Here is a 13,183-nt window from a genome sequence, read left to right on the forward strand (position 1 = left end):
CGGGTGTCCGCAACGAACCGTCACCGCGGGCCCGAGGGACGGGTGCCGAAACGGACCGTCGGACGCGGCATCGCTGGTCGCTCGCGACCGGCCCTGGCCCGCGCGTCGCCGCGGAAACCGTCCGATCAGACTACGATCTCACCGCGGTCAGTTCCTGGAGAGCGCAGTCGATCGCCCGGATGATCTGCTCGCTGGTTCGAACCACGTCAGCGTCTCGCGATAGAGCGACGACCGCTTGCTGCAACGCCCGGAACTGATCGAGCCGGATGGCCGGATCGAGACCGCGCGCGACGGCCGACTGTACGAGGCCGCGGACGAATTCACGCGCCAATTGCTCGTCGAACTCGTGCAAATTCTGGATCTCTGCCTCTCTACCGCGACACGTCTAACACCGTCCGGATGAGAAGGGATCCGCGCAGCAGCGAGTCGCCGAATCCGGCGTCTGGCCGCACGGCGTCATCGCGCGAGGGTGGCCTCCGCGATCCGGACGGCCGATTGCGCGTCCGCGGCGACGGCGTCCGCGCCGACGACACGGGCGCTGGCAGGCTCCCGCACGAAGAGCGGCCCGCCGACGATGACGCGCAGGTCCGGGTTGCACGACGCGGCGCGCAGTTTCGCCACGGACACCGCCATCACCGGCAGGAGGATGTCGCAGGACAGCGAGATGCCGACCAGATCGAACTGTTCGGCGCGGACCAAGCTGGCGGGGTCCTCGTCCGCTCCGTTGGTCAGGACCACGTCCCACCCCGCCTCGCGGAAGAAGCTCGCCACGAGCGCGAGGCTGAAGAGATGGGTCTCACCGGGACAAGGCATCAGCAGGACGCGGCGACCGTTCGCCGTCACGTCCACGCCCTCCAGATCCGCACACAGGGCGCGGGTCAGGTTCTGGAGGCGACCGAGCGCGAGCGCCACGTCGAGGAAGTCGGCGGCATCGTCTTCCCAGAGCTCGCCCAGATACCGCGCCGCGGGTGCGAACAGGTCGAGCAGCAGGGCATCCAGCGACAAGCCCTCTTCCAGGAGCGCGCGCACCCACTCGGCGTGCGGTTCGCCCTCCATCAGCGCTTGAGCGAGAGAGGCGACGCGCTCAGGCGTCGGTGATCGCGTCGTCGACGCGGGCGACGGCGGATCCGCCCGATGCGCGAGCGCCAGACGCGGCAGGATCTCGTCCTCGACGATCCGGGCGAGACCGGCCTGGATGATGGCCGAGTTGCGTTTGGCCGCTCCGTGAACGGACCAAGTCCGTCGGCCGACGCGGGCGCGCGCGACACCGATACCGGCCATTTCAGGCATTGGCTCCCCCGCCGACGCGGCACTATATGTTTTGTATCGGCACTAGGCAACTCGATTAGCGAACTATAATTCCGATCGCGGACGGATGATTTTGGCTACAGCCTGACGGAACTCACGTGCGCCGCGACCGGTGCGGGCTGTACAGGTCGGTACCGGCACAGAACTGCCGCCTCGGATGACGGTTCCCGTCAATCCGGCACGGCGGACAGGGCGCTCCGGAGCGAACGATCTTCACCGAGAGAGCCGGTCGTTCCGCGCCGCGGCGATTGATCCAAGTGAGTGCCCGCGCGCCGCGTTTGTGCGAGCGTAGACGATTGTGGGCTCGGCGGCCGGTGACCGCGTGATGCGCGCTGCCATGTCCAGTCGGCGGAGAGCCCGATGCCGCGATATTTCATCGTCACATCCGATCACATCACGGTCAAGGACGACGAAGGCGTGCAACTTTCCGGTCGGGACGCGCTGCGCGACACCCTTCGCCGGCTGCTGACCGACATCCTGCGCGATGAGGGCTATCGCACCGAGGTGAACGCGTTCACCGCTCAAGCCTACGACGAAGCGGGCAAGCTCGTGATGAGCGCGAGCGCCAGCTTCTCGGCGACAGATGTGTAGGTTGCAGCCTGTCCGTCGCCGAGGCGCGCGGGCGCTCCGTGGCCGCGGAGGCAGATCGGGTTCTCGCTGATCGACGGTGCGGCGGGTACAAGATCAGGGATGACGGAAGGCCTGCCGCGCTCGGCTGGTTTGACCGGCGGTCGCACCGGCATTCCCGGGCGAAGTGCGCGGGCCCCTCGCCGCGGCGGTTCCACTCTTCCCTGCTCCTCCCCGGCGAGAAAGAACCTGAAGACCTGTCGCCCCGATTCCCTTGTCCTCGGCCGGGAACGCGGTCTCAACATTCCCGAGACGGAGCTTAGCCCAGGAAGATGGCGAGCAGTTCGCCGGGGACTGTCGCCGTGCGCGGACCGCCTGGAAGGGCCCGCGCCCGGCGGCAGGCACATCCACGGAGTGCCTCAGTCGCGCGCCGCCTCGACGCTGGCGCGATCGACCACGGCGCGCAGCGCCTCACCGCCCTCCATGGCGAACCAGGCCCGCAACATGTCCGTCGTCTCCGGCGTGTCGCCGGGCCGCTCGCGGAACAGGTCGGCGCAGCGAGCCAGCTCGCGCGCCACGAAGATTTCCAGGAAGGCCGCACCACGGGTTCTCGCGAGTTCGGCGAGAGCGTCCTCCAGGACGCGCCGCATCATCTCGCCGACCATGGCCGAGATGTAGACGGCCTCCGCGCTGCCCTGTTCGGGCTCGTTCAAGCAAGTCTCCGATCTGCCCGGACGCGACCCCGAACTGAACAACGGGCAGACGATAAAGGCGGGTCCCGAGGCCGAAGCCTCGGGTTCTGTTGCTAGGCGTACCCACGCCCCGGAAGATTACGCCGCGAGGCGCATCTCCATGCCGACGTTGTCGTTGGCATTTAGAGTTTTGGTCAGGTGCCCGGAACGAGGGTTGCCCGCGCCGAGCCGGTCGAGTCCTTACCGAAAGCCGCATCTTACCCTGCCGAGGCAGGGCAGAACTCGCGATCCCTTTACCGCCCAGTCGAACCTGTTTCACCCCCAGCAGAAGCACCCTGGCAGCGCGCGATCCGCAACGCCGGACGCTCGCCCTCGTCCCCGCGCGGTATCCGGGGCAAGATGCTTCTGGTGGAGGCGCCGGGTACCGCCCCCGGGTCCTGAAGCGTTATTACGAACCGGTCATCAACCTCGCAGCCACCGTAACCCATCCCGGCCCGCCGGTCCATCGCGTGCACGCAGCGATCCTGGCCGGACATCGGTGGCGCCGCGGCCGCCGCGTGCCCATATGCGTGCGATCCCTCCGCGCAATTCCGTGCTCTGGGCCACGAAGCGGAGGCCGAGATGGCACGCGAACTCAAGACCGGCAAAGCGCAGGGCGTCACGCCCGAGGACTTCAACGAGCGCGTGAAGCGGCTCCTCGCCGACAAGCCGGATCCCCGCAAGGCCGAACCGGCACGGAAGAATTTCAAGGTCAACAAGCCGCTCGTGCGGAGCTGACAGACCGCTTCGGAGACGTTCGCCCGGCAGCGAACGTCTTCTCGGAACCCCGCGCGTGCTCGTGCAGGCATCGCAGGCATGGCAAGCTACGAGGCCGCAGCGCGAAGCGCCTCGGGATCCCTATATCTGCGCGATCAGTGGAACGGCTCAGGAGGAGCGACGATGGAAACCGAGAGGGCGGTGCTGGCCGGTGGTTGCTTCTGGGGCATGCAGGACCTCATCCGGCGCCAGGAGGGCGTCGTGTCGACCCGCGTCGGCTACACGGGCGGCGACGTGCCGAACGCGACCTACCGCAACCACGGCACCCATGCCGAGGCCATCGAGATCATCTACGACCCGGCGCGGACGAGTTTCCGGCGCATGCTGGAATTCTTCTTTCAGATCCACGACCCGACGACGCCGAACCGCCAGGGCAACGACAGGGGCCCGAGCTATCGTTCGGCCATCTTCTACACCGACGAGGGCCAGCGCCGCGTCGCCGAGGAGACCATCGCCGACGTCGACGCTTCCGGCCTGTGGCCGGGCAAGGTCGTGACCGAAGTGGCGCCGGCCGGCCCGTTCTGGGAGGCCGAGCCGGAGCATCAGGACTACCTGGAACGGCGTCCCGACGGATATACCTGCCACTTCATCAGGCCCAACTGGGTGCTGCCCGCGCGCGCGCCCGCCACCCAGAGCGCATAGGCTTATCGGCCCGAGGCCGCCGGACAGTCGGCGGTCTCGGGCCTCACGGTCGCGACGGTACCGCCGGGGGCCGCGGAGACGCGCCGGTCGTGACGCTGGCGGGCTCGCGGGCCGAGGCGCGTCCGACCGCTGCCGGACCGCCGCGTCGCGGACGCCATTCCGTCCGGCGGTGGTTGCGCGCGCTGCACCGCGCGAGCGACGAAGTCGCCGACGAGGCCCGGTGCGGTCAGCCCGCGAGTTCGGGCCTCGTCCGTCCGCCGAGATAGGCCGACCGGATCTCGTCGTTGGCCCAGAGGGCGTCGGGGGCGCCCTGCAGGACGAGCCGGCCCGTCTCCAGCACGTAGCCCCGATCGGCGACCGAGAGCCCCATCCGGGCGTTCTGCTCCACCAGCAGCACGGTGGTCCCGCGGCGCCGCACCTCGGCGATGATCGCGAACACCGCCTGGACGATCACGGGGGCCAAGCCGAGCGAGGGCTCGTCGAGGAGCAGGATGCGGGGCTTGGCCATCAGGCCGCGCGCGAGGGCCACCATCTGGAGCTGGCCGCCCGACAGCGTCCAGCCCAGGGCGTCGCCGAACCGGCGGATGTCCGGGAAGAGGTCGAACATCGCCTCGACCTCGTCGCGCAGCGCCCGCTTGCCGAGGCCGGCGCGGTTGGACGCGCCCAGCATGATGTTCTCGCGCACCGTGAGCCCCGGGAAGACCCGGCGCCCCTCCGGGACGTGGGCGACGCCGAGCCGCACGATCGCCTCGGGCTTCAGGCCCTCCAGCGGCCGCCCCTCCAGCAGGATCGTGCCGGCGGCGGGCCGCACCAGCCCGGAGATCGCCTTGAGGGTCGTCGACTTGCCGGCGCCGTTGGACCCCAGCAGCGTCACCACCTCCCCGGCTCCGACCGAGAAGGACAGGCCGCGCACCGCCTCGATCTCGCCGTAGCGGACGACCAGGTCGCGGATCTCGAGGAGTGGCGTGGCGGGCGTCGTCATCGCTGGGGTCAGGCCGGGGCGAGGTCGGTCTTGAGGCTCGCCGCCGGACCGGCGGCGGCGTCCTCGCCGAGATAGGCCTGGATCACCGCCGGCTCGCGCAGCACGGTCGCCGTGACGCCGTCGGCGATGCGGCGGCCGAAGTTCAGCACGGTGATGTGGCTCGCCACGTCGCTCACCAGCGTCATGTCGTGGTCGATGATCAGGATGGTCAGGCCCTTGGCGGCCATCCGGCGCAGGAGCACCGTGAGGGCATTCTTCTCGCTCGAATTGAGCCCCGCGGCGGGCTCGTCGAGGAGCAGCAGCACGGGGTTGCCGGCCAGCGCCCGCGCGATCTCGATCAGGCGCTGGTGGCCGTACGAGAAGCCGGAGATCGGCTCCTGCGCCCGCCCCTCCAGCCCCACGAAGGCCAGAGCCGCCCGGGCGCGGGCCTCTAGCCCCGCCCGGTCGCGCGCGCCGAGCGGGTTGTTGGGGCGCTCGGCGCCGATGACGACGTTCTCCAGGGCGCTCATGGAGCGGAACAGGCGGATGTTCTGGAAGGTGCGGCCGATCCCGGCCGCCGCCCGCCGGTGCGGGGACAGGCGCGTGACGTCCTGCCCCGCCAGCCGCACGGTGCCCCCCGTGGGGCTGTAGAGGCCGGACAGGACGTTCAGCGTCGTGGTCTTGCCGGACCCGTTCGGGCCGATCAGCGCGTGGATGCCGCCCCGCGCCACCGTGAAGCTCACCGCGTCCACGGCCTTGAGGCCGCCGAAGTGCTTGGACAGGTCCGACACCTCCAGCATCGGCGCGGCGGACGCCTCGCCCTGGCTCAGAATCAGTTCGGCGGCGGGCGGCGGGATCGGGCGGGCGCGGCGCAGGCGCCGGACCTGGTCGCCGAGGAAGCCCCAGATCCCGTCGGGCATGAACACCACGATCAGGATCACCGCGAGCCCGTAGATCGCGAGGTAGAGCCCGGGGATCTCCTTGAGGAAGCGGAGCCATTCCGGGATCAGGATCAGCAGGGCCGTGCCGATCACGGCGCCCACCGGCGAGCCGACGCCGCCGAGCAGCGCCATCGTCAGGAAGACGATCGACTCGGCGAAGGCGAACTGGTCCGGGCTGATATAGGTGAAGCTGCCGGCGAACAGCCCGCCGCCGAGCCCCGCCAGCAGCGCCCCGAGGGCGAAGGCCGCGACCTTGGTGCGGTAGATGTCGATGCCCGAGACCCCCGCCGCGAGCTCGTTGTCGCGCACCGCCCGCATGGCGCGCCCGAGCCGCGTCCGCGGCATGTGCCAGACGAGCCAGCCGACGACGGCCAGCACCAGCACGCACAGGGCGAGGTAGCTCTGCCCGTCCGCGAACAGGACCGGGCGGCGGATGTTCGGCACGCCGTCGGGCCCGTGCGTGACCGGGATCCAGTTGGTGAGGACCAGGGTGAGGATCTGCTGGAACGAGATCGTCACCATGGCGAGGTAGTGGCCGCCGAGCCGCAGCGTGGAGGCGCCGAGCGCGGCGCCCAGCACGACCGCGAGACCGAGGCCGGTGAGCAGGCAGATCCAGAAGTTCAGGCCCCCGTCGACCGTTCCGAGCCCGACCGCGTAGGCACCGATCCCGAAGAAGGCGGCCTGGGCGAGGTTGATCTGCCCGCACAGGCCGAGCACCACGGTGAGGCCGATCACCGCGATGGCGTAGGTCGCCGCCTGCATCAGGATGTTAAGGGCGTAGCCGCTGAGCGGCGTCGTGGCGGCCAGCGTCACCAGGGCGGCGGCCAGGACCGCGTAGGCGAGGCTCCCGAGGGGCAGGCGGCGGGGCGGGGGCGCGGGAGCCGCTGCGGCCGGGCCGGCGACGGTGGAGGGGCGACCGCTCATGCCTTCTCCGCCACGCGCTCGCCGAACAGGCCCTGCGGGCGCACGACCAGGAACACCACCAGCACCAGGAACGCGAAGGCGTCCTTGTAGGGGACCGAGATGTAGGCCGCCCCGAAGGTCTCGATGATGCCGAGCGCGAGGCCGCCGATGATCGCCCCGGTGACGTCGCCGAAGCCGCCGATGATCGTCGCCGCGAAGGCCTTGAGGGCGATCGTGGCCCCCATCTGGATCGACACGAACAGCACCGGCGCCACCAGGATGCCGGCGATGCCGCCGAGCACCGCGCTGTACACGAAGGTCAGCATGATCATGCCGGCCACCGGGATGCCCAGGAGGGCGGCCATCTCTTTGTCCTGGGACGTCGCCTGAAGCTTCTTGCCGACCAGAGTGTGCTCGAAGAACCAGTACTGGAACGCCACCAGGGCCGCCGTCACCGCGATGATCAGCAGGTACTGGCTGTCGAGGAAGACCGGCCCGAGCAGGAACCCTTGCGTCTCGAAGACGGGCGGGAGCACCTGGGGCTGCGGCCCGTAGAGGGCGAGCGTCGTGTTCGCCAGGAAGATCGAGGCGCCGATGGTCGAGATGATCACCGGCAGGTAGCTGCGGTGCCGCAGAGGGTAGTAGACGCCGAGATTGAACAGGGCGCCGAGCAGCGCCATCCCGCCGAGCGTCAGGAGGAGGGAGAGCCAGTAGGGCCACTGGAGGTCGACGGCGAAGACCACCATCAGGAAGGCCGCCACCATCGAGAACTCGCCCTGCGCGAAGTTCACCACGTTGGTGGCGCGGAAGATCAGCACGAAGCCGAGCGCCACCAGGGCGTAGACGGAGCCGATGCCGATCCCGGTGAAGAGGAGCTGCAGGATCAGGTCCATGCGGTCCGCACTCTCGCCTCCTTCTCCGGATGTCGTTCACGCACCCCGAACACGTCGGCCGGCTCACCCTTGGTAGAAGTCGATCCGCCGGTCGAAGACGATGTTGCCCTTGTCGTTGCGCACGACGTTGTAGCCGTGCAGGCCGTCGCCGTTCTTGTCGAAGTTGTAGGTTCCCTCGGCGCCCTCGTGGCCGCGCACCGCCAGGATCGCCTCGCGGACCGCCTGCGGGTCGGTCTTGCCCGCCGCGTTGATCGCCTTGGCCAGCACCGTGACCGCGTCGAAGGTCCAGGAGGACTGGTTGTCGGGCGCGATCTTCATCGCGGCGCGGTAGGCCTTGCCGTAGGCGCGCGCGGCGTCGCCCGACTCCTCGGCGTAGTCGGCCACGCCGTAGGTGCCGTAGAGGGACGGCCCGGCGAGCTTCAGGGCGGTGACGTTGGTGATCGAGGGCGAGCCGACCCAGGGCGCGGTGACGCCGAGCTGGCGCAGCTGCCGGGCGAAGATGCCGATGTCGTTCTCGAAGGTGAAGTACGAGCCGATCACGTCGGCGCCCGACTGACGGATCGCCAGCACGACCGGCGTGAAGTCCTGGCTCTGGTTGGTGTAGCCCTGGTCGAGGGCGACCGTGGCACCGCCCTTGGCGAGGCTCTCGGTCAGCGCCTTGGCGCCGCTGGTGCCGAAGGCGTCGGTGGAGTGGATGATCGCCCACTTCTTCTTGCCCAGCCCGTTGACGCCGTGCTCGGCGATCACCCGGGCCGAGAAGGTGTCGTTGGGGCGGAAGCGGAACAGCCAGGGATTGCCGAGCTGCGTCAGGACCGGGTCGGTGCCGCCGAAACAGACGGGTTTCCCCGTCTTCAGGATGTCGGGCGCCATCGCGTGGTTCTGGGTCGAGCGGATCGAGCCGAGGAACCCGACGAGGTCGCCCTGCGACGCCAGTTTCGAGAAGGCGAAGACCGCGCCGGGATTGGTGGTCTGATCGTCCTCCGTGACGATCTCCAGGGGCTTGCCGAGCACGCCGCCGGCCTTGTTGACCGTCTCCAGGGCGATCTTGGCCCCGGCGAGCGCGTAGCGGCCGGCATCCGCGCCGGGCCCCGTCACCGGGAGCACCATGCCGATCCGGACGGTCGACCCGGCGCCCTGAGCGCAGGCCGAGCGGATCACCCCCGGCGCCAGGCCGCCCGCGACTGCGGATGCGGCCCCCGTCAAGAAAACGCGGCGCGTCGTCCTCATTGGCGTATCCGTCCCACCGCCGATGCTCAGGCCCGGCGTTGGCGACGATGGTCCCTATTCCGCGCGCCGATGTCTATCCTGCAAACCTTCGACGCTCAGCTTCGATGAGAAGAAGCTCTCGGATCGTCACTCGACCGCTTTCGCTGCGGTGCGGCGAAGGCGAAGACGATGACGGCGAGATACCGCTCGCATACACTCTGTCCTGACGCGCGCTCGGAACGCGAAGATCCGAACAGGCGCGATCCGGAATGTGTACTATCAGGCAGAGATCCGGCGTTCCTCTGCGGCGCGGGCGAGCGCAACAGGCGCTATAGGATCGGTGTACGCGCGGGAGAGGCCTGACGCGACCGGCGCATTCGGCGAGGAGGCGCTTCCGTTTTCCAGCGAACCGTTGCACCGTCGAGCTTCCAGCACGGGGCATCGCGGCCTGAAGCGCGCGGCGTACGAGCGGGCGCGAGCCCGCCTCAACCGCGACCGGCCCCGTCATCCAGTCGCGAGGCCGAACCTCCCATGGCGCCCATCATCACGACGGTCGAGGATCTGCGGCGGGTCGCCAAGCGGCGGGTGCCGCGGATGTTCTACGATTACTGCGATTCCGGTTCGTGGACGGAGTCGACCTACCGCGCGAACGAGGCCGAGTTCGCCGGCATCAAGCTCCGCCAGCGCGTCGCGGTCGACATGACCGACCGTACCCTCGCCACGACGATGGCCGGTCAGGCCGTCGCGATGCCCGTCGCCCTGGCGCCGACGGGGCTCACGGGCATGCAGCACGCCGACGGCGAGATCCTGGCGGCACGGGCGGCGGAGGCGGCGGGGGTGCCGTTCACGCTGTCGACGATGAGCATCTGCAGCATCGAGGACGTCGCGGAGAACGTCAGCAAGCCGTTCTGGTTTCAGCTCTACTTCATGCGCGACCGCAGCTTCAACGATCGCCTCATCGACCGCGCGAAGGCGGCAGGCTGCTCGGCCCTGGTCCTGACGCTGGACCTCCAGATCCTCGGGCAGCGCCACAAGGACATCCGCAACGGCCTGTCGGCCCCGCCGCGGCTGACGCCGGGCACGGTTCTCGATCTCCTGACCAAGCCCCGCTGGTGCTGGTCCATGCTGCGCACGCAGCGCCGGACCTTCCGCAACATCGTGGGGCACGTGGACGGCGTGCGGGATACCCGCTCCATCTCGGCCTGGACGGCGGACCAGTTCGACCCGCGCCTGGACTGGGACGACGTGCGGCGGATCCGCGACCGGTGGCAGGGTCCCCTGATCCTGAAGGGCATCCTGGACGTCGAGGACGCCGAGAGGGCGACCGCGACCGGGGCCGACGCGCTCATCGTCTCGAACCATGGCGGGCGGCAGCTCGACGGCGCCCCCTCGTCCATCGCCGCGCTTCCCGGAATCGCGGACGCGGTCGGCCGGCGCGTCGAGGTGCTGATGGACGGCGGGATCCGCTCGGGCCAGGACGTGCTGAAGGCCGTCGCCCTGGGCGCGAAGGGCGTGTTCATCGGCCGCGCCTTCCTCTACGGGCTCGGCGCCTACGGGCAGGCCGGCGTCGCCCGCTCCCTGGAGATCATCCGCACGGAACTCGACATGACGATGGCCCTGTGCGGCCATCGCGACATCCGCGCCGTCGACCGGTCCATCCTCTGGACGCCCTCAGCGCAGGAGACCCGGGAGGATGCGCCGCCCGTGCGGCGCATCGGGCCCTGACGGCGGGCGACCACCGGTCCGATCCGGACCTTCACGGTGTCGCGGTTCCCGATCCGAATCCCTCGCCAATCGCGCATCGCCGCGGCCGAGGCGTCCCAGCGCGGCACCGGGCCGGGGCGCTCGCGCCGCGCCCGAGCCACAACGACAACGGCGCAGCGACCCGTGGGGTCGCTGCGCCGCTGGATCGGGCCGCCGAGGGGGGAAAGACGGCCTGCTGAATTCAATATGCCAGAAGAGCCGTCCGGGAGGTGCGCCCGAGCACATCCAAAAGGATGTGGCGCGGCAGCGACAGAGATCGGCCATCACCTGTGGACAGCGCGAAGCGCCCTCGATCCGTCAAGGTTCAGGAGCGAGCGTGATGCCCTCACCACCGATCCGACCCAGCCATGTTCGCCAGCCCGCACGCCTTCGTCCTGCACCATCGCGAGCGCCTCGCCGTGCTCGTCTCCTCGGCCCTGTTCCTCGCGGGCGCGCTGCCGCTGTTCTGGGCCATCGGCTGACCGTTCAGGCCCGCCGCGCTGACCGAGCGTCCGGGCACGCTGTCCCGGCGCCCCGCATCGTGTCCGGCCTATCGACGCCTTCGAAGCAGGGCGCCGCTCCGCTCGGAAGGCGTCGCGGCCCGGGGAGGCTCAACGCGGCTTCGCCGATCCGCCCGGCGCCCAGCCGTGGGCCTGGATGGCCGTCGTCAGCTTGCCCTGCATCTCGGGCATCACCGACTGGATCCATTGCTGCATGCCCGCGAGCTGGATCTGAGCGAGCTGCGGCTGGGCCGCCGCGAGGCGCTTCCCGGCGGGGGTCGCGTAGAAGGCGGCGATGGCCTGCAACTCGTCCTTGTTCAGCACGGTGGCGAAACCGCGCGCCTGGATGTCGAGCAGCTCGTCGTAGTGCGCCGTGAGCGTCGGCATGACGACCTCCTGCACCAGCACCTGCGCCTTGTCGGGCTCCTTGATCCCGATCTGCTGCATCATGCCGATCATGGGGGCCGCCATCGAGCCGAGCGTCGCGGCGCGATCACCCTGCATCTGCGCGACGGTCTCCCGGGCAACCTTCAGCAGGGCCGGATCCGGCGCGGTCGTGGGCGCGGGCTTCGGGGCCGGTTGTGCCAGTGCCGCACCGATCGGGAAGGAGGTCAGGCACAAACCGACGACGAGGGCAGAGAAGCGCATGGCGGTCCCGTTCACGAGCGCCGCGCGGTCCACAAGGCCGCGCGGCCGGTCCGGGTAGCTACCACAGCTCCGAACAGGATCGATGACAGCGCCGGATCGCCCGGCACCGCGTCGCGCGCGGCGGGCCCTGAACTCGGGGTGCCGATCAGCACCGAGATCCGGCGGTCGCGGGCTCATGGTGTCCGCATCGAGGAATGGGAGGACACCATGCGTCAAACGTTTCTGCGGACCGGCGGTGCGGCCGCGCTGGTCGCTCTGGCACTCTGCGCCACCCCGCCGGCCGCTCAGGCGCGCGGCATCGGCGTCGGCGGCGCCGTGGCGCTGGGCATCCTCGGCGGCGTCGTGGCCGGCAGCGCCATCGCGTCCGCCAACAGCGGGTACTACCCGGGTCGCCCCGTCTACGCCGCGCCCGACCCGTACGGCGCCTGCCACTTCGAGCGCCGCGCGTACATCGATCCGTACGGGTACGAGCACGTTCGGCGGATCGAGGTCTGCGAGTAGGCCGAGCCCCGTCCCGGAGATCGCGGAGCGGCGACCCGGCGTCGCCGCGCGCGGCCTCGCCCGCTAGGCCCGGCCTGATCGCAGGCGTGCGACCTCGCTCGGCCCGATCTCCAGGTAGAACCGGATCGCATCGTCGACGAGTGCGTCGGGCGTGACACCCGCCGCCTTCGCGGCCCGAGCGACCTGGAGGCCGAGCGCGAGGTCGATCCGCAGGTCGGCGCCCCGGCTCGACGGCGCCGGTGCGGCGGTCGGGGCCGGTACGGGCGCGGCGCTGCTCCGCGACTCGAGCTTGCCGAGCTTCGCTTCGCGACGCCCCCTGTGGACGAGCGCGTCGGCGCGTTCGTTGAGGCGGTCGCCGGCATGCCCCCGGACCCAGGTCCACTTCACGTCGCGCGCCGCGTTCAGTTCGTCGAGGCGCTTCATGAGATCGACGTTCTTCACGTCACCCGTCGTCGAGCGCCAGCCCCGCGCCTTCCAGCCGCGCATCCACTCGGTCACCGACTTGACGACGTACTGGCTGTCGCACCGCATCTCGATCGCGGCCCCGGCGGGGAAATGCTCGAGGCCCTTGATCGCGGCCGTCAGTTCCATCCGGTTGTTGGTCGTGGTGCCGGGCTCCCCGCCGCACAGCTCGATCGTGCCGTCCGGGGCCGCGATGACGACGCCCCACCCCCCCGGCCCGGGGTTCGGGTCGCAACCGCCATCGGCATAAACGATCATTCGCATCGTGGCGTCAGCCCTCTCGTACGGGTGGTCGGTGGACGGGCGCCATCGAGGCCCGACATCGGCCGACCGATGGTCGCCCCGGCCCGAGCCGGCATCGCCGGCGAGCGCGGCGGCACCTCTAGCACCGATCGCGCGC

The 13,183-nt window shown here is 70.2% G+C and carries 14 protein-coding genes and 1 other RNA gene; 5 read left to right on the forward strand and 10 right to left on the reverse strand.

Features of this window, described 5'->3' with window-relative positions:
• Positions 1-130: 130 nt before the first annotated feature.
• Together ASG32_RS21625 and ASG32_RS21630 are read right to left on the reverse strand one after the other, a co-directional pair.
• On the reverse strand, positions 131-352 hold the full coding sequence (locus ASG32_RS21625; RefSeq protein ID WP_056530534.1) for a hypothetical protein: 222 nt from the start codon (positions 350-352) through the stop codon (positions 131-133).
• A gap of 104 nt (positions 353-456) precedes the next feature.
• Positions 457-1,281: a cobalamin B12-binding domain-containing protein gene (locus tag ASG32_RS21630; protein ID WP_056530536.1), complete on the reverse strand. Its 825-nt coding sequence runs from the start codon at positions 1,279-1,281 to the stop codon at positions 457-459.
• Positions 1,282-1,668: 387 nt separating this feature from the next.
• On the opposite strand from ASG32_RS21630, the gene ASG32_RS21635 reads away from it, so the two are divergent.
• Positions 1,669-1,899 carry a hypothetical protein gene (locus ASG32_RS21635; RefSeq protein ID WP_020094891.1) on the forward strand — a complete coding sequence of 77 codons (231 nt, stop codon included), beginning with the start codon at positions 1,669-1,671 and terminating at the stop codon, positions 1,897-1,899.
• A 395-nt stretch (positions 1,900-2,294) separates the two neighbouring features.
• Here the strand turns inward: ASG32_RS21635 and ASG32_RS21640 are convergent, their stop codons facing one another.
• Both ASG32_RS21640 and ssrA read right to left on the reverse strand, forming a co-directional pair.
• A complete protein-coding gene (locus ASG32_RS21640; protein WP_056530538.1) occupies positions 2,295-2,588 on the reverse strand; it encodes a hypothetical protein in 294 nt (97 codons plus the stop codon).
• Between the two features lie 84 nt (positions 2,589-2,672).
• Positions 2,673-3,051: a transfer-messenger RNA gene (gene ssrA / locus ASG32_RS32780) on the reverse strand.
• A gap of 137 nt (positions 3,052-3,188) precedes the next feature.
• Here ssrA and ASG32_RS34560 point away from each other — a divergent pair.
• Positions 3,189-3,344 (forward strand): hypothetical protein, encoded by a 156-nt coding sequence (locus ASG32_RS34560; RefSeq protein ID WP_020094893.1) that lies wholly within the window; start codon positions 3,189-3,191, stop codon positions 3,342-3,344.
• A gap of 162 nt (positions 3,345-3,506) precedes the next feature.
• A complete protein-coding gene (gene msrA / locus ASG32_RS21645; protein WP_026605211.1) occupies positions 3,507-4,025 on the forward strand; it encodes a peptide-methionine (S)-S-oxide reductase MsrA in 519 nt (172 codons plus the stop codon).
• A gap of 226 nt (positions 4,026-4,251) precedes the next feature.
• On the opposite strand, the gene ASG32_RS21650 is transcribed toward msrA, so the two are convergent.
• The 4 genes from ASG32_RS21650 to ASG32_RS21665 form a co-directional block, all read right to left on the reverse strand.
• Complete coding sequence (locus ASG32_RS21650; protein WP_020094895.1) at positions 4,252-5,007, reverse strand: ABC transporter ATP-binding protein; 756 nt, start codon at positions 5,005-5,007, stop codon at positions 4,252-4,254.
• Positions 5,008-5,015: 8 nt separating this feature from the next.
• Positions 5,016-6,851 (reverse strand): branched-chain amino acid ABC transporter ATP-binding protein/permease, encoded by a 1,836-nt coding sequence (locus ASG32_RS21655; RefSeq protein ID WP_056530541.1) that lies wholly within the window; start codon positions 6,849-6,851, stop codon positions 5,016-5,018.
• Positions 6,848-7,723, reverse strand: coding sequence for a branched-chain amino acid ABC transporter permease (locus ASG32_RS21660; protein ID WP_012329745.1), 876 nt, complete (start codon positions 7,721-7,723; stop codon positions 6,848-6,850). The genes ASG32_RS21655 and ASG32_RS21660 overlap by 4 nt, the downstream gene beginning before the upstream one ends.
• A 63-nt stretch (positions 7,724-7,786) precedes the next feature.
• Positions 7,787-8,950, reverse strand: a complete 1,164-nt coding sequence (locus tag ASG32_RS21665) for an ABC transporter substrate-binding protein (protein ID WP_020094897.1) — start codon at positions 8,948-8,950, stop codon at positions 7,787-7,789.
• 510 nt (positions 8,951-9,460) lie between these two features.
• On the opposite strand from ASG32_RS21665, the gene ASG32_RS21670 reads away from it, so the two are divergent.
• Positions 9,461-10,654, forward strand: coding sequence for an alpha-hydroxy acid oxidase (locus tag ASG32_RS21670; RefSeq protein WP_056530545.1), 1,194 nt, complete (start codon positions 9,461-9,463; stop codon positions 10,652-10,654).
• A gap of 629 nt (positions 10,655-11,283) precedes the next feature.
• On the opposite strand, the gene ASG32_RS21675 is transcribed toward ASG32_RS21670, so the two are convergent.
• Positions 11,284-11,820, reverse strand: a complete 537-nt coding sequence (locus tag ASG32_RS21675) for a DUF2059 domain-containing protein (protein ID WP_056530934.1) — start codon at positions 11,818-11,820, stop codon at positions 11,284-11,286.
• 207 nt (positions 11,821-12,027) lie between these two features.
• Here ASG32_RS21675 and ASG32_RS21680 point away from each other — a divergent pair, with 207 nt between their 5' ends.
• The gene (locus tag ASG32_RS21680) at positions 12,028-12,321 is read left to right on the forward strand and encodes a hypothetical protein (protein WP_056530937.1); all 294 of its coding nucleotides are present in this window, start codon (positions 12,028-12,030) and stop codon (positions 12,319-12,321) included.
• Positions 12,322-12,384: 63 nt separating this feature from the next.
• Here ASG32_RS21680 and rnhA read toward each other — a convergent pair whose 3' ends face one another.
• Entirely contained in the window at positions 12,385-13,047 is a 663-nt protein-coding gene (gene rnhA / locus ASG32_RS21685) for a ribonuclease HI (protein ID WP_056530549.1), read from the reverse strand.
• Positions 13,048-13,183 lie beyond the last annotated feature (136 nt).

Source organism: Methylobacterium sp. Leaf361, from assembly GCF_001424445.1.
Lineage (GTDB): Bacteria > Pseudomonadota > Alphaproteobacteria > Rhizobiales > Beijerinckiaceae > Methylobacterium.

Coding starts and splice junctions, on each gene's coding strand:
- ASG32_RS21630 (WP_056530536.1), bottom strand. CDS start 1,281: ATGGCCGGTATCGGTGTCGCGCGCGCCCGCGTCGGCCGACGGACTTGG.
- ASG32_RS21635 (WP_020094891.1), top strand. CDS start 1,669: ATGCCGCGATATTTCATCGTCACATCCGATCACATCACGGTCAAGGAC.
- ASG32_RS34560 (WP_020094893.1), top strand. CDS start 3,189: ATGGCACGCGAACTCAAGACCGGCAAAGCGCAGGGCGTCACGCCCGAG.
- msrA (WP_026605211.1), top strand. CDS start 3,507: ATGGAAACCGAGAGGGCGGTGCTGGCCGGTGGTTGCTTCTGGGGCATG.
- ASG32_RS21650 (WP_020094895.1), bottom strand. CDS start 5,007: ATGACGACGCCCGCCACGCCACTCCTCGAGATCCGCGACCTGGTCGTC.
- ASG32_RS21655 (WP_056530541.1), bottom strand. CDS start 6,851: ATGAGCGGTCGCCCCTCCACCGTCGCCGGCCCGGCCGCAGCGGCTCCC.
- ASG32_RS21660 (WP_012329745.1), bottom strand. CDS start 7,723: ATGGACCTGATCCTGCAGCTCCTCTTCACCGGGATCGGCATCGGCTCC.
- ASG32_RS21665 (WP_020094897.1), bottom strand. CDS start 8,950: ATGAGGACGACGCGCCGCGTTTTCTTGACGGGGGCCGCATCCGCAGTC.
- ASG32_RS21670 (WP_056530545.1), top strand. CDS start 9,461: ATGGCGCCCATCATCACGACGGTCGAGGATCTGCGGCGGGTCGCCAAG.
- ASG32_RS21675 (WP_056530934.1), bottom strand. CDS start 11,820: ATGCGCTTCTCTGCCCTCGTCGTCGGTTTGTGCCTGACCTCCTTCCCG.
- ASG32_RS21680 (WP_056530937.1), top strand. CDS start 12,028: ATGCGTCAAACGTTTCTGCGGACCGGCGGTGCGGCCGCGCTGGTCGCT.
- rnhA (WP_056530549.1), bottom strand. CDS start 13,047: ATGCGAATGATCGTTTATGCCGATGGCGGTTGCGACCCGAACCCCGGG.